This is a genomic window from Streptomyces sp. CB02923, assembly GCF_001905005.1.
GTDB lineage: Bacteria > Actinomycetota > Actinomycetes > Streptomycetales > Streptomycetaceae > Streptomyces.
The window spans coordinates 1-16744 of record NZ_LWKZ01000023.1; the positions used below are offsets into that span (position 1 = coordinate 1).

14 protein-coding genes are annotated in these 16744 nt (G+C 68.4%); 6 read left to right on the forward strand and 8 right to left on the reverse strand.

Annotated features, from left to right (window positions below):
- Positions 1 to 246 precede the first annotated feature (246 nt).
- The gene (locus A6A06_RS18660; RefSeq protein WP_073762440.1) at positions 247 to 1608 is read right to left on the reverse strand and encodes an MFS transporter; all 1362 of its coding nucleotides are present in this window, start codon (positions 1606 to 1608) and stop codon (positions 247 to 249) included.
- Entirely contained in the window at positions 1602 to 1988 is a 387-nt protein-coding gene (locus A6A06_RS18665; protein WP_073762441.1) for a hypothetical protein, read from the reverse strand. The genes A6A06_RS18660 and A6A06_RS18665 overlap by 7 nt, the downstream gene beginning before the upstream one ends.
- A 309-nt stretch (positions 1989 to 2297) precedes the next feature.
- Between A6A06_RS18665 and A6A06_RS18670 the strand changes: the two genes are divergently transcribed.
- The 4 genes from A6A06_RS18670 to A6A06_RS18685 all read left to right on the forward strand — a co-directional run bounded on the left by A6A06_RS18670 (position 2298) and on the right by A6A06_RS18685 (position 7880).
- On the forward strand, positions 2298 to 3227 hold the full coding sequence (locus A6A06_RS18670; RefSeq protein WP_073762442.1) for a LysR family transcriptional regulator: 930 nt from the start codon (positions 2298 to 2300) through the stop codon (positions 3225 to 3227).
- A gap of 211 nt (positions 3228 to 3438) precedes the next feature.
- Positions 3439 to 5103: a DUF885 family protein gene (locus A6A06_RS18675; RefSeq protein ID WP_242440815.1), complete on the forward strand. Its 1665-nt coding sequence runs from the start codon at positions 3439 to 3441 to the stop codon at positions 5101 to 5103.
- A 350-nt stretch (positions 5104 to 5453) separates the two neighbouring features.
- Complete coding sequence (locus tag A6A06_RS18680) at positions 5454 to 5801, forward strand: peptidase inhibitor family I36 protein (protein ID WP_199930986.1); 348 nt, start codon at positions 5454 to 5456, stop codon at positions 5799 to 5801.
- Between the two features lie 894 nt (positions 5802 to 6695).
- Positions 6696 to 7880 carry a cytochrome P450 gene (locus tag A6A06_RS18685; protein ID WP_073762445.1) on the forward strand — a complete coding sequence of 395 codons (1185 nt, stop codon included), beginning with the start codon at positions 6696 to 6698 and terminating at the stop codon, positions 7878 to 7880.
- Between the two features lie 212 nt (positions 7881 to 8092).
- On the opposite strand, the gene A6A06_RS18690 is transcribed toward A6A06_RS18685, so the two are convergent.
- The 4 genes from A6A06_RS18690 to A6A06_RS18700 all read right to left on the reverse strand — a co-directional run bounded on the left by A6A06_RS18690 (position 8093) and on the right by A6A06_RS18700 (position 11478).
- Positions 8093 to 9160 carry a cytochrome P450 gene (locus tag A6A06_RS18690; protein ID WP_242440816.1) on the reverse strand — a complete coding sequence of 356 codons (1068 nt, stop codon included), beginning with the start codon at positions 9158 to 9160 and terminating at the stop codon, positions 8093 to 8095.
- Positions 9161 to 9569: 409 nt separating this feature from the next.
- Positions 9570 to 10265, reverse strand: a complete 696-nt coding sequence (locus A6A06_RS18695) for a DNA alkylation repair protein (protein ID WP_073762446.1) — start codon at positions 10263 to 10265, stop codon at positions 9570 to 9572.
- Positions 10258 to 10410 carry a hypothetical protein gene (locus tag A6A06_RS41795; RefSeq protein WP_199930987.1) on the reverse strand — a complete coding sequence of 51 codons (153 nt, stop codon included), beginning with the start codon at positions 10408 to 10410 and terminating at the stop codon, positions 10258 to 10260. The genes A6A06_RS18695 and A6A06_RS41795 overlap by 8 nt, the downstream gene beginning before the upstream one ends.
- 348 nt (positions 10411 to 10758) lie before the next feature.
- Positions 10759 to 11478, reverse strand: a complete 720-nt coding sequence (locus tag A6A06_RS18700; RefSeq protein WP_242440817.1) for an MmyB family transcriptional regulator — start codon at positions 11476 to 11478, stop codon at positions 10759 to 10761.
- Positions 11479 to 12148: 670 nt separating this feature from the next.
- On the opposite strand from A6A06_RS18700, the gene A6A06_RS18705 reads away from it, so the two are divergent.
- Together A6A06_RS18705 and A6A06_RS18710 are read left to right on the forward strand one after the other, a co-directional pair.
- The gene (locus A6A06_RS18705) at positions 12149 to 13672 is read left to right on the forward strand and encodes a PP2C family protein-serine/threonine phosphatase (protein ID WP_242440818.1); all 1524 of its coding nucleotides are present in this window, start codon (positions 12149 to 12151) and stop codon (positions 13670 to 13672) included.
- 39 nt (positions 13673 to 13711) lie between these two features.
- A complete protein-coding gene (locus tag A6A06_RS18710; RefSeq protein WP_443333759.1) occupies positions 13712 to 14821 on the forward strand; it encodes a cobalamin B12-binding domain-containing protein in 1110 nt (369 codons plus the stop codon).
- A 123-nt stretch (positions 14822 to 14944) separates the two neighbouring features.
- Here the strand turns inward: A6A06_RS18710 and A6A06_RS18715 are convergent, their stop codons facing one another.
- The gene (locus A6A06_RS18715; protein ID WP_073762449.1) at positions 14945 to 15832 is read right to left on the reverse strand and encodes an undecaprenyl-diphosphate phosphatase; all 888 of its coding nucleotides are present in this window, start codon (positions 15830 to 15832) and stop codon (positions 14945 to 14947) included.
- Between the two features lie 182 nt (positions 15833 to 16014).
- Entirely contained in the window at positions 16015 to 16716 is a 702-nt protein-coding gene (locus A6A06_RS18720) for a TVP38/TMEM64 family protein (protein ID WP_073762450.1), read from the reverse strand.
- Between the last annotated feature and the right edge of the window lie 28 nt (positions 16717 to 16744).

Genomic DNA, 16744 nt, shown 5'->3' on the forward strand with positions numbered 1-16744 from the left:
AGAAGGCCGGTGCGTCGGCGGATGCGGGCAAGGATTCCGGCAAGAGCTGCACGAACCGGGTGAATTACGCGGGGGACCCGAGGTCGAACGCGGAAATCAACACGATCGGTGAGAAGACCGGCTACTGCCCGCCGGTCCAGCACCAGTGAAACGCCCCGAAGGCCCGGCATCCAGTGAGGCCATTCGCAGGCCCGCCGGCATCAGTGGGACCGCTCGCCCCGCCCCGACAGCACCGGCCGGGACGCCTCAGTGCTTCCCGGCGGCCGTGGACGTCTCCTGTGCCGGAGCGTCCAGGGCCGGTGCGTTCAGGATGCGGAGCAGGGGGATCAGGGTGAGTGCGGTGAGCACGGCGGCCAGCGTGAATACCGGGCGCGGGCCGGTCAGTTCGGCGAGCCCGGCGGCCAGCGCGGCCCCCAGCGGCATACCGCCCCAGCCGAGGCACCGGATGGCGCCGCTGATCCGGCCCAGCCGGCCCTGGGGGATCAGGCGTTGGCGCAGCGAGATGACCACCACGTTCCACAGCCCGCTGCCCACCCCTCCGAGGAACGTGGCGAACGCGATCACCGTGACGTCGGCGCTCGCGGCAGGGGCGCCCAGCATGACGACGCCGGCCACCACGTCCGTGACCAGGATCCAGCGGACGCCCACCGTGCGGGCAAGGCGCGGGGCCAGCGCGGCGCCGATCACGGCACCGGCGCCCAGCGTCGTCAGCAGCAGTCCGTAGCCGACCGGGGACAGGCCGACCGGGCCCTTGACGGTGTACACGACCAGTACGGCGAGCCAGGCGCTCCAGCAGCCCGCCATGACCGTGCTCATGAGCGTCAGCGTGCGCAACGGCCGGTTGCGCCACAGGATTCTCAAGCCCGCGGTGAGCAGGTGCCGCCTGCGCCCGTCGAGCCCGTCGTCGCCGTGCTGCCCCGCACCTTCGCCGCTTCGTACGCCGGGCTCGACCGCGTCCCCGTCAGGTGACGCGTCCTGGGCCACCGGCCGGTACTTCCCGTGCAGCATCAGCATGGCGCCGGCCGCGACGGCATAGAGCCCGCCGGCGCCGCCGACCGCCCATGCCGGGCCGATGGCGACCAGCAGCCCGCCCAGCGGCAGCCCCACGAACTCGTTCAGTACCGACTCCGTACCCCGGATCCAGGAGTTCGCCCACTCCAGCCGGTGGCGTGGCACCACCGACGGGACGAGTGCCGTCGTGGCGATGTCGGCGACGGCCTCGCCGACCGCGAGACAGCATGCGACCAGATAGAGGGCGTAGAGAACGAACAGGGCGGTGGCGTCGAGCAGGAGGGCGGCCAGGAGGGCGGCCAGTACCGCCGCGCGGAACAGGTCGAAGAAGATGATCAGATGGCGCCGGTCCATGCTGTCGACGAGCAGACCGACCACCAGCGGAGCAACCGCCCAGGGCAGTGTGTGCGCCAGCTTCGCCCCCGCGACCAGGCCCGAGGATGCCGTCAGCTGTACGGCGAGCAACGGGATCAGGGCCAGCACCAGACCGTCGCCGAGGTTCGCCGATGCCGTCGCGGCCCACAGACGCGCGAAGACCCGGCCGTCCCCGCGCTGGTCGGGACGGCCGGATCGGTGCTGTTCCGCTGGTGTCAGCACAGAAGGGCGAACGTGGCACGCATGAAGGTGCCTTCACCGTGGGCGCGGACGGTGTGGGCGAACGCCGCCCGGGCGTTGGCCGGCGCCGGCACCGTGGTGGGCGAGACCATGGGGAACTTGGCCAGCAGGCCGCGTACCTGCTCGCCGACGCAATTGATTCCCTTGTTCTTCAGGATGGTGTCGCCGATCGCTCCGCCGGCCCCGTCGAGAGACTCACCGGTCCACGCGGAAACCGCGTACTTCTTGCCTTCCACCTGCTCGAAGAAACGGAGCTGGGCGTTGCCTTCGCTTTCGGTGAGGAGGACGAAGATGCGACGCTCGGCGAGCTCCATGTTGAGCGCGTCCACCTTGCGCAGGATGGATTCCGGATCGCCGTACAAGTCGTGGACTTCTGGAGTCCAGGAGTACTGCCTGCAGGGTGCCGCCAAATCTGCGGCACCCCGCTCAGATGATTTTCGGGGTGTGACACTCATGGAATATCCCCTTCCTCTGCTTCCGGCTGACTGCCCAGCAGGGCAGCCGTCTTCAGATTTCCGGATCCGGCGAAAAAGCACAATTGCAGGTTTCGCATGGCTGCTATACCTTCCCGGCATGCGTGACCTTCATCGTTTACGTGTACTCGTCGAGATTGCCGAATCCGGCGCAAGACCATAATTGCGGGTTCCGGATGGCTGCTATACCTTCCGGGCATGCGTGACCTTCATCGTCTGCGGGTGCTCGTCGAGATAGCCGACCGGGGGTCGATGTCGGCCGCGGCCAGGGCGCTGTCCTTCAGTCAGCCGGCCGTCTCGCGGCAGATCGAGGCGCTGGAGCACGAGGTGGGCGCGCAGCTCGTACAGCGGCTGGGCCGTGGTGTCCGGCTGACCGACGCGGGCATGCTGCTGGCCGACCGGGCCCGCGGCATCCTGTCCCAGGTCGTCGCCGTCCAACAGGAGCTGCGGGCGATGAGCGGGCTGCGCGGCGGGCGGCTGCGGGTGGGCGGCTTCGCCGGCGTCAACGCGTATCTGCTGCCGCAGTCGCTGGCCCACTTCGCCGAACGCTATCCGCAGGTGGGGCTCTCGCTGTCCGGCTGGACCACGCGCCACCACGCCGCGGATCTGCGGTCCGGGCTGATCGACATCGCGCTGGTCACCGGCTGGGACCTCACCGGTGAACAGGCCTGCGGGCTGGACGTCCTGCCGCTGCTGGAGGACGAGTTGTTCATCGCCGTCGCCCGTGACCGCCGGGCCGGCCGCGGCGGGTTCTCCCGGGGTGAGCTGCACGACCTGGCGGAGGAAACGTGGATCGAGGGCGCCCATCCGGACTGCCTCGGCCCGCAGCCGGAATTCGAGAGTGCGCTGGGGTTCGCGCCGCATATCCATTTCCAGGTCGGGGACTGGAGCGCCGTCAGCCGGTTGGTGGAAATGTCGGCCGGTGTCACACTTGTGCCGGGGTTGCTCGCGGTCCGCAGCAGTGGAAAAATCGCCCTGCATTCCCTGGCGGGAAAATTTCCGCCACGTCGTGTGTACATTGCACTTCCGGAGGGGCGGCACGCGCCCGCAGCGGAACCCATGATCGAAATTCTGTTGGAAGTGGCCCGCAAGGAGGGGGAACTGCTCTCCGGTACGGCCATTCATTGAGCGTCCCCGATCGCCCGTGAACGTCCGTGATCGCCGATGGGCGTCGGTGATGGTCCGGGATGGTCCGGGATGGTCCGAGACGGTCCGGCTGGATCGATCTCGCGTTCGCGGGAGTCGGGAGCGGAGTCCTGCGGGACATCCGGTAAGGAACACCCGTAAGGAATATCCATAAGGGGCACCCGTAAGGGATATCCGAAAGGAATATGCGGCCATGGATGCTCGGTTGCGCGCGGTGTGTGATCTGATGGTCGAGCTGGTGCGTGAACAAGCCGGTCTGCACGAATACGACGGCCACGTACAGGACCTCTCCCCGGACGGCATCCGCTCCGGACTCGCGGGGCTCGGCGGCCCCGCCCCCGGCCCCCGCGAACCGCCCCCCTCCCTCGCCCCGCCCGACTCTCCGGGATCACCCAACTCTCCCGAATCACCTGACTTTCCGGGATCGCCCGACTCTCCCGAATCACTCAACTCTCCCGGATCGCCCGACTCTCACGACGCCGCGCACCTCCACATCTTCGAGGCGGCCCTGCGCACGGTCTACGGCGACCTGGAGATGCACCGCCGCAACCCGCTGCCCCACCTGCTCAACCTCGACGTCTGCTGTTACGACCGGGAGTACGCACCGGCCGCCGACCGGGACCGCGCCAAGCGCGCCCACCTCGCCAACTGGCCCGACGCGATCGACGCGTCCGTCCGCGCACTCGACCAGGTCGACGCCCCCACGGCCCGCGCCGTGCTCGACACGGCCGACAGCCTCACCGCCGTCATCCCGCCCGAACTGGCCGGCACCGACATCGCCGTACGCGCCCGCAGCGCACACGGGCGTCTGATGGCCTGCCTGAAACACGCAGCCGACCACGGCGACCCGCGCTCCGCCCTCGGCGAGCGGGACCTCGCCCTGCTCATGGGCGCCCCCGAAGGGCTCAAAGTCAGCGTCCCCCGGCTGGCCGACCGTGCCGACCAGGAGGCGGAACGGCTGCGCGCACTGCTGCGTGAGGCGTGCCACCGGCTGGCTCCCGGCCGTCGCCCGCACGACCTCGTACGCGATCTCGTACGAGAACACCCGCCGGCCGACGCCGTACTGGACCGGGCGCGAGCCGTCACCGACGAACTGATGGCCTTCACCCGCGGCCGGGCGCTCCTCCCGCACCTCGACGGCGAGGTGCTCGTCGGCCCCACGCCGCCGTCGCGACAGGACACCTGGGCCATGATGAGCTTCGCCGCGCCCGGGGAGCCCGACGCCCCGTCCTGGTACCACATCACCTTGCCGGGGCCCGGCTGGAAGGACGAGGACGCCGCGGAGTGGCTGACCGTCTTCAGCCCGGCCATGCTTCCCGCCGTCACGGCACACGAGGTGGTGCCCGGACACTTCGCGCACGCCCGCTGCCTGCGCAGGGCCGGCAGCCCTGTCCGACGGATCCTGCAGTCCCTCACCTTCATGGAGGGCTGGGCCCATTACGGGGAAGAGCTGATGGTGGAGGAGGGTTTCCGGGCGGCCGACCCCCGCTTCGCCATCGGCGTCTGCATGGAAGCACTGATCAGGGTGACCCGGCTCGCCTGCGCGATCGGTGTGCACACCGGAGCCATGGACGTACCGGAGGCCGCCCGGCGCTTCGAGGCGGACACCTACCTGTCGGGCCGGGCCGCCCGCGCGGAGGCCGAGCGGGCCACCTTCGACCCCACCTACGGCCGCTACACCTGGGGCAAGCTGGCCCTGCGCGACCTGCGGGACGAAGCCCGGCGACGCTGGGGCGACGCCTACTCTCCCTTGCGCTTCCACAGCGCTGTCCTCGCCCTGGGCTCCCCGCCGCTGGGCCTGCTGCCGACCGCCCTCGCCGAGGGCCTGCCGGAACGCCCCACCCGCCTGCTCGGGTGATGCAGCCGATCCACCACAGCACGATCGGCGTTCGTCTCCGCGCCGGAAATTCGGACCCATTGCCCTTCGGGCAAGGCGAAACGTGACGCTTTCCTTGCGTACACCAACGAGTGAAGTTACCTGCCGTGCATTCCCCCTCACCCGTAAGGCTGCCACGGTGAAGGAGGGGGGAGAACGGGCGTACTGACTCGCGGACTTGCTCTCGACGAGAACTGTCTCAAGAACCCACTCGATCGAGAACCGACCCGAGAACGCGCTCAAAGGGGCTGCGGAGCAGTCGGAAATGGGGAGAAGAGATGAGAAAGCCGCCTGCGTGGTGGGTCCTTGGCAGTGCCGTTGCCGCTCTGGCAGTGAGCGTGTTGGGGGCAGGACCGGCCCTCGCCGCCCCGGGCGCGTACGTCACGGTGGGGTACGGGATCAATGCCTGCGAGTCCGGAAAGCTGTGCCTCTACAAGGACGTGAACCACAACTCCCGCGCCACCCATGCCGTCATGCTGACGAATCGCAACGTCAACAGTCTGAGCAACTACGAGTTCGACAACAAAGCCAGCTCCTACGTCAACAGGAGCGGGCGCGTGGTCACGCTCTACAAGGGCCAGTTGCACAAGGGCGCCGAGATGACCCTCGACCCGGGCAACCGCGCCCGGGTGTTCCCCACGGGCTGGGACGACACCATCACGTCGATCAAGTTCCACTAGCCCGACCCGAAGCGGTGCGGTGCTGGTCGCGGTCACTTTCGTGGCGGCCTCGGGATGTATGTGACGTCAAATGCCGCCTAGGGATGGGTTGTCGGTAACAATCGCGTTCCGCCCGTTCATCGAGTGATCAGAGCGATCCAGGTAATCAGAGTGATCCGTGTGGTTTGAGTGGACCGAGGCGCATTCGCGGCACAGGCGATGGTCTGGCCATGTGGACGGAAGCCGGCCTGAGCGCTTCCTCGTCACCGCCATTTCGGCAACTCCCGTACAGAACAGTCGAATCGCTACGCCACAGGACGTCTCTGCCAAGGCGAATGGGTGCCCCTGTCAAGAGGTGACGAAGGTCCGGCTCGACAGGGGAACGTAAAGAAAACCTCTTGAGTCGGCCCCACCCCCGGCGTTCATTTCATGCATGAAATCTCAACCCCTAATGTTCTCCCTAGGGTTGATGTATGAGGTTTTTTGTCGCCTGGCCGGTCGGTTAGCGTCGGTATTTGTGCGGTTCGGTCAGGACCGGCCGCCGCACAGGGGCATTCAAGGCGTGGGCGATCGACCTGCTCAAGAGCTTGGAGGAGGCAGGAGGGACGACGGATGCGGCTTCTCGTGGGCCTGGTACGGGCCGAGGGCGCCGGTGTGCTGAGACAAGCCACACCGGACGCACCCTTCGGTGACCAGGACTTCAGCCGTCCGGCGTCAACTTCCTGACCACAGTGGGCCTCCCGGCGCCGGTGGGTGAGCGCGCGCCGTCGGGACAGGCGACCGGTTCCCTCGCCGGGGAGCACGCGGCACGAACGGCGCGGGCGATCGGGAGTGAGGGGGAGCCTGCCGACCGCAGGGGCCATGTCCCCTCGCGTGCGCCTGTGCCCCTCATCCGTCACCGTTGGAAGGAATGACGTGACCACGTCCTACGAGCTTCCCGAGCTCACCACCGAACCGCCTGCGGTACTGCGTATGAGTCCGCTGCTACGCGATCTGCAGGAAAGAAGTCCGCTGTGCCGGGTCAAGACTCCGGCCGGCGACGAGGCATGGCTGGTGACCCGCTATGCCGAGCTCAAAGCCTTGCTGCTGGACGAGCGGCTCGGTCGGGCCCACCCCGATCCGGCGAACGCGCCCCGTTACGTCCGGAACCCGTTCCTGGACATCCTCATCACCGACGACGACCCCGCCAGCGCGCACAAGCTGCACATCGAGACCCGCGGGCTCCTCACGCCGAACTTATCGGCCAAGCGTGTCCGCGACCTGCAGCCCAAGGTGGAGGCCATCGCAGAGCAGGTGCTGGAACGATTCATCGCCCAGGGACAGCCTGCCGACCTGCACGAGCAACTGTCCCGCCCGTTCTCCCGATCGGTGCTCTGCGAACTCCTCGGCGTGCCGGCGGACGAGCGGGAGCACCTGGAGGAACTGCTCTCCGGCCTGGCCGGGGTGGACGATCCGCAGGCCGTGGGCCGCACGCGGAACTTCTACGCCTACCTGGAAGACCTGGCGGCCCGTAAGCAGGCCGCCCCCGGCGACGACGTGATGTCCCGGCTGTCCGCGGGCGGGGTCCCTTCCGAGCGTGTCGGCGCCCTGGCCGCGATGCTGCTGTTCGCCGGGCTGGACGCCGTCGCGAGCCATATCGACCTCGGTGTGGTGCTGCTCGCGACCAACCCCGAGGCGCGACAGGCCGCGCTGGGAGATCCACGCGTCATGATCAGTGCCGTCGAGGAGATCCTGCGGTCGGCCAAGGCCGGTGGTTCGGTGCTGCCCAGGTACGCCAACGCCGACGTCGAGATCGGCGACGTGACCATCAAGGCGGGTGAGCTCGTCCTGCTCGACTTCACCCTTCCCAACTTCGACGGGCGGGCCTTCGACGAGCCGGAGCGCTTCGACATCAGCCGCTCGCCCAACACGCACATGACCTTCGGCCACGGCATGTGGCACTGCATCGGCGCCCCGCTGGCCCGGCTGGAACTGCGGACGATGTACCAGCTGCTCTTCACCCGGCTGCCCGCGCTGAGACTCGATCTGCGCGTGGAGGAACTCGAAGTGCTGGGCGGACGTCTTGGGGCCGGCTTCTCCGAGCTGTCCATGCGGTGGTAGCGACTCCACCGATGTGAAACGGGCCTTGCGTGACGTCTTCGCACGGTCTGTGTTCCGGGCATGCTGCTGCGCAGGTGCAGCAGCATGCCCAGGCCGCTTACAGCTCTCGCGGCAAGGTCCGTTCGAACGCGGACCCTAGAGCCACACATCCGGCTCCCAGTAGCTGGCGGGCTTGTTCCAGATGATGCGTCGGATAGCAGCGATCACGTCATTCACCTCCCTTCGTAAGCGCGGGCTTGGCGGGGGGCCTTGAGTGCGTGGCGCAGGGTGACGCGGCGCAGGGTGAAGGGGCGAGGGAGGACAGAACCGGACACCAGGGGCCGGGCATCGCCGCCGCTGACGGTCAGGTGGGCGTCCTGCGCCAGAGCGGTGACCGCCTCGGTGGTCAGGCTGTGTGCGACGGCCGCTCCGGCACAGGTGAAAGGACCGGCGCTGAAGGGGATGTAGGGGCCTTGCCCATCTGGCGCGTCCCAGCGTTCGGGCCGGAACATCTCGGGACGGTCCCAGCGGTGTGTGTCGTGGTGCAGCAGGTAGGGACTGACCGACAGGATCGTGCCCGCTGCGAACGGCCGCCCGCCGAATTCGACGGGGTGGGGGAGAGGCCGGCCGACCATCCAGACGAACGGACGGTGGCGTGCGGCCTCGCGCACCAGCCATTCGGCGGGCCACGGCCATGGCGGGCCGGGCGGGTGGTGAAGACAGGACAGCAGGAGCGCCCACGCCACCGCATAGCCGATGTTGCCCACGATCGACTGGAACAGCAGCACGTACAGGTTTGCCACGGTCCGGTCGGTGAGCTCCTCGGGACAGGCTCCGATCACGGCGTCCAGCACATCCTGCGGCTCGCCCCTTCCGGGGCCCTCCGCCCGGCGGCTACGCACATGATCGGTGATCGCGGCCAGCAGCTTGGGACGCAGCATTTCCGCCCGCGCCCGCTGCCGCACGTACGGCTGACGGGCGGTCAGTCCGGCCGCCACTGCCTGTGCCGTCTGCCGCCGCAGGGCCGGCGGGGCACCGGGGTGCAGCAGTACGTCCTCCGTACACCGGTACACCAGCAGCGGCCCCGCTTCGGGCCACCGGCTGACCGGGCCCAGCTCCGCCGCTGCCTCGGCCACACACTGACGGTAGGCGGGAAGGTGCGCCCGCATCAGGTTCCGTACGGCGCGGCCGAGGGTGATCTGGGCGGACCGCGACGGCAGCATGTCCCCGAAGAATGTGGACATGCCGCTGTGGAAGACCGGGTCGCGCAGCACCGTGAGCGCCAGGTCGGTATCTCTCACGCACCAGGCGCCCCACGGAAGTCGGAACACCTCTGCCGGACTCCGGCGTGCGCAGTCTTCGATGTACCCCAGCGGATCACGCCGGAACCGGCGCATTTCCTTCATGCCCACCGCATGCGCCCTTCCGGAGGACCGGCACCCGGGCCACCCAATTCGCCGCCAGTGCCCGGCTTTTGCCCATCGACAACCTTCCCCAATGCCGCGAGGGCGGCACTCCACCCGTAAAGGTGAACGCACCGGACATCCGACCTTCGTCACTTCAGAGGCCGGTGCTTGGCTGACGCATCGCCACAGTCAGTTCATGGCTGGGCAGTTGTCGTCCGCTCAGACGCCGCGTTCTGGGGGATTACGGCACGAGCGTGAGCGCGACCCTCCCCACTTCGCGAACGTTCCTGCCTCGCGAACCTTCCTACTTACCGTGCTGCCGACGCACCATCTCAGTGATCCAGACGGGCGCGAACGGGGACGTGCAGCCCGGGGGCGTCGGATAGTCCTTGAGCACCGCAAGGCGCTCGCCGATGTCGATGGCACGCGCGCGGTGCTCGGCGTGCGCGATCCCGATCTGCGCCAGGCAGTGGTTCATCGCCCACTGCAGGCGAGCGGGGGCGTCCTTCATCTCCGCCTCGATCACGTCGAGCAGCCCGGCGAGGTCGAGGCCCTCGGATTTCTTGGCCACACGTTCGGTGGTCAGCGCCCAGCCGGCACTCGCGACCACTGGGTCCGGGTCGGTGGACCAGGCCAGGCGAAGCTCTTCCGCGTGCGGGTTCTTTTTCACCACGTAGTTCACGAGCCAGTCGTGGACCTTGGGCGTGTGCGCCTGGCGCACCATGACGTCCAGCTCGTCGCGCTCGAACGCCTTCGGGCGGCAGATGAGGGTGGCCAGCAGCCTGGCCGCGGAGTCACCCGTCTCCCACAGCTGATACGCGAGTTCCTGCTGCGTCTTCAGCCGCTTCGCGAGCGCGCGCAGCTTGCTGAGATTCACGGCATGATCGTCACCGTGTTTCGCGTTCACGGCGCGTGTCTTCGGGTCCTCAAGCCCGGCCAGCTCGGCCATCACCTCGGCCAACGCGGTCTCGGCCACCTCAGCCTCCCGTTCCTCACCCATGGAGGTTCAGCCTACGACGGAAGACGTCCTCCTGCTTTCCGCGGGCCTGCGGCATCCGTTCCCTCGCATGCGGACTCAGTACCCCCGCGCTGACCAGCGCGAACAGCGCCACGCCCAGCAGGATCCGATAGATGACGAACGACATGAAGCTCTTCGTCGTGATGAAATGAAAGCTACGAGTACCCCCTTCGCCTCCCTGACCTGCGCTTTCATCCACTCCGCGAGATCGAATGGGGGGGATGGGAGAGGAATGGGAGAAGCGGTCACCCAATCCGCCCCAAGGGCTGTGAGGAACCTTTCATCGGTCTCCCCGAGAGCGCTGAAGTGCGCATCCTCGGATGCCAGGGCTCCACTGCCCCAGAAGCACCGAGATCTACCGACATGGCCCCGCGCGTCCCGTGCGAGAAGATAGTCAATGATCAACGGGTACGGGAGTTTCGCGCGGCCGGTCGAGTTCGCACTCCGGCTTCCAGGCCGGGCGAACCGCGATGGATCAGAGCGGTCCGGGCTGAGGAGAAAGGCGGGTGGGCCGTGCCGCCCGAGACTGCGTAGCTGCCCAGATGGCGAGGAGTTCGAGCCGGTCCTCGGATCCGGTGCCGGGTTCGGCGGTGTAGGTGATCAGGTCGTGCACGGCTCGGCCCGGCAGGGGCAGGTCGAGGGACTGGACGGTCAGTTCCAGGTGGCCGACGTCGGGGTGCTGGAGCCGTTTGACGCCGTCGTGGCGCATCAGGACGTCGTGCGCGGCCCATTGGCTGCGGAACTCCGGGCTACGGGTGGACAACTCGCCGACGAGTTCGCGCAGTGCCCGGTCACGGGGCTCGCGCCCGACCTCGGCGCGCGGCAGGGCGGCGGTGGCGACGCCAACGGCGCCCCAGTCGACGAAGAAGTCATGCGCACCGAGGTCGAGGAAGAGGTAGCGGGCGATGTTGGGGCGGCCGCGCTTGTCGATGGTGGCGCTGGCGAACATCGGCGCGAGCAGGGCTCGGGCCAGGGGGTTGCCGACGACGACGTCCGCGCGGCCGTTGCGTACGAATGCCGAGGACATCGTCATGGAGTCGAGCAGCCACTGGATCCGGGGCGGGACTTCGACGTCCCTGCGACGCGACGGCGTGCGACTCGCGTGCCGCGATGACCGGGCCAGGTCGAACAGGTAGGTGCGTTCGTCGTCCATTCGCAGGGCACGAGCGACCGCGTCGAGGACGTCTGCGGACACGCCGCCGATGTGGCCCTTCTCCTACCGCGTGTACCCCTCCGTGCTCACGCCGGCGAATGCCGCGTTGGCCAGTGTGCCGACGCCAATTCTCGCGTCCGGTTCAACGCGTTCATCGCGTGGGATACCACAGGTGTACGGCTCCGCCGAAGTCACACAACAATTCGTCGAACAGTAATTCGCCCTTGGAGTGTGATCATGCCACCCGGGTTGTCCCCCGCCAATGCGGTTGCCAAGGAAGAGGCTTGGTGGATTCGCCTCGCTGATCCTCCCGGCAGGTACGGGAGCTGGGCGCGGTTCCTCTGGAGGGAGTGCGCTGAGCTGGGAGGACGCGGATCGTCATCGACGCCGGTACCCGCCTCGTAGTCCTTGCCGGCCGCTGCCGGGCACCTGCAACTGACGGCACGTCCTTTGGCGATGGCTTGCTGGATGCGAGGGGGTGGTGTTACCGAGCTGGGCGGATTATTCAGCAGTCGAGGGGAGGATGTCGGAGGTATGGCAAAGCACAGGCGGTAGTTATATGCCGTCGGTAGCGTGGGGGGTTGCTTACCTACGAGTGAATGGAGGGTGGGGATCCGCGTCAGTGGATTCCCGGTCCATGGTCTCCTTACCCGAGCAGAAGAGCTCTCGCGGTGTAGGACCTGTTGCGCAGCGCTGTGACCCGTATCCGGTGATGACCGTGGACGCGGCCGGCATCGTGCTGTCGCACAACGAGTCGGCCGTAGCTCTGTTGGCGCAGGTAGGCGTGGGCGCACTGCTGGAGGACTTCGCGCCCACCTGGCTGGTCGAGGCCCACCGGAAGCATGTCGGCGGTACGCGGCAGAAGTCGTCGGCGTGGGTCGGTGGCCGGATCGGCGGACAGCGTGTGAAGGCGCTTGCCGGGCCGGGGGTGGACGGCACGGTGACGTGGTGGTTGGTCGGTGACGGTGGTGCCCCGGCGGGCGTGCCGTGGGAGCGGGCGCGAGCCGCTCTGCTGCAGGAGCTCGCCTCGGAGTTGCCGACTGCGCTGAATGTCGAGGACTGCGCGGCTGTGATCGTGCGGTGGGCGGCCCGGCATCTGGCGCACACGGCGGTCCTCGTCGGCAAGGGCGACGGACACTGCTTCCCCGTGACGCGGTGCACCACCGAAGGGCCGACGGCACAGGAGCGGATCGCCCTGGACCCCGGGCAGCTTCCGGGCCTGGCGGAGGCGCTGCAGGGGCTGCCTGCGGTGTCCTCCTGCTGGATAGATCCCCACGAGGTGCCGGCCTGGGCACTGCCCGAGGCTTTCGCGGATGGTGTCTGCGAGATCGGTTCGGTTGCCGTGGTGCCGTTGCCGGGACATGGTGTGCCGGCCGGATGCCTCATTCTGCTGCGCCACCGCCAGGAGGCTCCGTTCACCGCTGCTGAAGAGTCCTTCGCCCAGCTCTTCGCCGCACGTGCGGGTGTCGCCCTGTCCATCGCCCGCAGCCAGGTCCACCAGGCTCAGGTCGCCGACGTGCTGATGCGTGATCTGTTGCCGCCCGAACTCGGCCGGGTGCACGGTGTTTCCTTCTCCGGCCGCTACCGCGCCGCGGCGATGGACGAACGCATCGGCGGCGACTTCTATGACCTGTATCCCGCTGACACACCGGAGGCCGAGACGGTCGCGGTGCTCGGTGACGTGTGCGGCAAGGGAGTGGAAGCCGCGGTCACGGCCGGCAAGGTGCGCACCATACTGCGGGCGCTGGTGCCGTTCGCCGCCGACCACACACGGGTACTGACTCTCCTCAACCGTGCGCTGCTCGCCTACCAACAGACGCCCTTCGTGACCATGGTCCTGGTCACCGTGGTGCGCCACCACGCAGAGGTACGGCTGCGCATCACGAGCGCGGGCCATCCCGCGCCGCTCGTCGTGCGCACCATCGGCCAGGTCGAAGAGACCCAGACGATCGGCACGCTGGTCGGCGCCTTCGTCGACCTTGAGTTCAAGACCGCCGAGGTCGCTCTGGGACCCGGCGAGATCTGTCTGCTGTACACCGACGGGATCACCGAAGCGCGTGGTGGGCCACTGGGCGATGCGATGTTCAGTGAAGACAGGCTGCGCACCGTGCTGGCCCAGTGCGCCGGGATGCCGACCGAAGCAGTCACCGAACGCGTGCAGATGATCGTCGCCCAGTGGGTGGGGGAAGGCCGGCACGACGACATGGCCGTTCTGGCGATCGGCTCCGCCCCATGACAACCGTTCGACAACCGTGAGCGATCCCGCTCGGAGAAGGTGAACCGCGTGACCGGTGATGACGAGGCTGGCAGCCTCGCCGAACTACGTGATCAACTGTGGGAGGCGCTCGGCGAGTGCGACGAGACGCGCGCTGTCGCCGTCGCGCGTCGGGCGCTCGACGCGGCGGAGCCCGCGCAGGCACATACCGTGGGCCGTACGGCTGCTGACCGGATACGAGGTGCGGGAGAACGGGTCCTGCTCGAACTGATCGCACCGACTCAGGAGCGCGTGGGCCTGGCCTGGGCGGCCAATGACATCACGGTGGCGCAGGAACACGCTGCCACGGCCATCAGCGAGCGGTGTATCGCGGCTGTTGCCGACGCCACCGCTCCCGCCCCTTCCGGTACGTATGCGGGCAGGGTCACGGTGGCGTGTGTGACCGGTGAGTGGCACGCCCTGCCCGCACGGCTGCTCAGCGAAGTGCTGCGGCTGCGGGGCTGGCGCGTCGACTATCTCGGGGCACAGGTCCCCACCAGGCATCTGGTCGACCACGTGTGCCGCACGCGTGCACAGGCGGTGCTGCTGTCCTCGTCCATCCCGTTTCTTCTGCCCGGCGCCCACAACGCGATCACCTCGTGCAGGGGGGCCGGCGTTCCGGTACTCGCCGGAGGCGCCGCGTTCGGCCCACAGGGCCGCTACGCACGGCTGATGCAGGCCGAGTGGGCCGAGGACGCGACCGACGCGGCCGCCCTGCTCGGCCGGGACCTGCCGCGGCCCCGTGAACACGCGGCCCGTTTGGCGGAGACGGACCTGCCGCACCTGAGCGACCAGGAGTACACCATGCTCCGCCGAACCAGTCTGCAGTTGGTCAAGCAAACCTTCGTCGACGTCGAGGACGACTTTCCCGCAACGCACCGGTACAGCCAGTACCAGCGGGAGCGCACCATCGAGGACATCGACTTCATCGTCAGCTTCCTCGCCACCGCTCTCTACGTCGACGACGTCGACCTGTTCACCACGTTCATCACGTGGACCGCGGGCATCCTGGCAGCCCGCGATGTCCCGCCGCGATGCCTGATCCCCGCGCTGGACTCGCTCCTCAAGCAGCTCAAGGACTTCCCTCGCGTGGTCGGCATTCTCACTGCGGCCCGCGGTCTCACCTTGTAGGTATCCAGGAGTGTCAGGAAGATGTGGTGAACCGGCCGTCGGACTCCGCCGCCGCGGCGTCCGACGGCCATTTCGCCCCCAATCTTGGCCACTGCCTCTCGTACGAGGCCCGGAATGGCCCCCTCACCCCGCCGATTCCCCCGCGTGCGGGCTCAGGACGCCTGCGCTGACCAGGGCGAACAGTGCGACACCCAGCACAATCCGGTAGATGACGAACGGCATGAAGCTCTTGGTGGTGATGAACTTCATGAACCAGGCGATGACGGCGTAGCCGACGACGAAGGCGATGACCGTGGCGAAGATGGTCGGTCCCCAGGAGACGTGGGTCGCGGTGGCGTCGCTGCCGAAGGCGTCCTTGAGTTCGTAGACGCCGGAGGCCAGTACGGCGGGGATGGCGAGGAGGAAGGAGTAGCGGGCCGCCGACTCGCGGGTGTAGCCCATCAGGAGGCCGCCGCTGATGGTGGCGCCGGAGCGGGAGACGCCGGGGATCAGGGCCATGGCCTGGCAGACGCCGTAGATCAGGCCGTCCTTGACGTTCAGGTCGGTGAGGGTCTTGCGCTGTTTGACGGCGCGGTGGCGGCCGCCGGACTCGTCGCGGGCGGCCAGGCGGTCCGCGATGCCCAGGACGACACCCATGACGATGAGGGTGGTCGCGATCAGACGGAGGTCGCGGAAGGGGCCCTCGATGGCGTCCTTGAGGGTGATGCCCAGGACGCCGATCGGGATGGAGCCGACGATGACCAGCCACCCCATCTGGGCGTCGTGGTCGTGCCGCAGGTCGCGGTTGACGAGGGAGCGTGCCCAGGTCGAGATGATCCGCGCGATGTCCTTGCGGAAGTAGATCAGTACGGCGGCCTCGGTGCCGATCTGCGTGATCGCGGTGAAGGCGGCGCCGGGGTCCTGCCAGCCCGCGAACGCCGCGGTCAGGCGCAGATGGGCGCTGGAGGAGATGGGCAGGAACTCGGTCAACCCTTGGACCAGGCCGAGGATGAAGGATTCAAACCAGTGCATCGTAGCTACGCTATCCAGAGGGTGATCAAGCGCTTACCCAGCAGAGACGCGGGTCAGGCGACACGAAGGCGGAAGGGGCGGCAGTGCGTACGGGCAGTCGGAGGAATCAGAGACCGGTCGAGGGCAGCGTAGCGCCCGGAGGTGGCCGAGTGGTCAAACGGCTCTTTCCGGACGCCTGCCGGTCAACGCCCCCGAAGTGACGCACGCTTGCACCAGGCAACGATCACCGCGGCCAGACCGGAGATCACGATGAAGGCCGTGGAGATGAGGAAGGCGGGCGAGGCGGGCGTCGAGGCGCGGGCGCCGGCGATGACGTATGCGGCGGTGTTGGGCACGCTGCCCAGGGTGGTGGCCAGCAGATACGCCCCCCAGCCCATGCGGGAGACCGCGGCGCAGTAGTTGGTGGCGCAGAACGGCAGACCGGGGAAGAGGCGGATCGCCATCATGGAGCGGAAGCCGTGCTCGCTGAGCTGCCGGTCGGCGGCGGTCAGCCAGCGGGCGCGCAGGAAGGGCCGCAGGGCGTCCTGCCCCAGCAGCCGGCCGAGCCCGAAGGCCAGGCCCGCGCCGAGGACGGTGCCCGCCAGGGAGGACAGAAAGCCGGCCAGACTGCCGAAGACGGCGCCGGCGGCGAGGTTCAGGACCGGTCGGGGGACGAAGGCGGTGGTGCACAGCCCGTACGCCAGTCCGAAGATCACCACGGCGCCGCCGCCGGCCCACTCGGGCGGCCAGCCATGGGCCAGCAGCCGCTGTGGCTGCCAGACGAGCATCGCGGTCGCGGCGGCGGCGAGCAGGACGAGGAGGACGGCGAAGCGGGCCCAGGGGGAGAAGAGGACACGCGTGCAGCGCGCGGCGAGGCCGTCGGGCGTTGCGGCGGGTTCGAGCATCTCGGGAGCGTAACCGACCAGCGTGGCG

Excerpts from the sequence above, each read along its gene's own strand:
- A6A06_RS18695 (WP_073762446.1), bottom strand. The coding sequence starts at position 10,265 with ATGGGTGAGGAACGGGAGGCTGAGGTGGCCGAGACCGCGTTGGCCGAG.
- A6A06_RS18705 (WP_242440818.1), top strand. The coding sequence starts at position 12,149 with ATGACCGTGGACGCGGCCGGCATCGTGCTGTCGCACAACGAGTCGGCC.
- A6A06_RS18715 (WP_073762449.1), bottom strand. The coding sequence starts at position 15,832 with ATGCACTGGTTTGAATCCTTCATCCTCGGCCTGGTCCAAGGGTTGACC.
- A6A06_RS18675 (WP_242440815.1), top strand. The coding sequence starts at position 3,439 with ATGGATGCTCGGTTGCGCGCGGTGTGTGATCTGATGGTCGAGCTGGTG.
- A6A06_RS18670 (WP_073762442.1), top strand. The coding sequence starts at position 2,298 with ATGCGTGACCTTCATCGTCTGCGGGTGCTCGTCGAGATAGCCGACCGG.
- A6A06_RS18720 (WP_073762450.1), bottom strand. The coding sequence starts at position 16,716 with ATGCTCGAACCCGCCGCAACGCCCGACGGCCTCGCCGCGCGCTGCACG.
- A6A06_RS41795 (WP_199930987.1), bottom strand. The coding sequence starts at position 10,410 with ATGTCGTTCGTCATCTATCGGATCCTGCTGGGCGTGGCGCTGTTCGCG.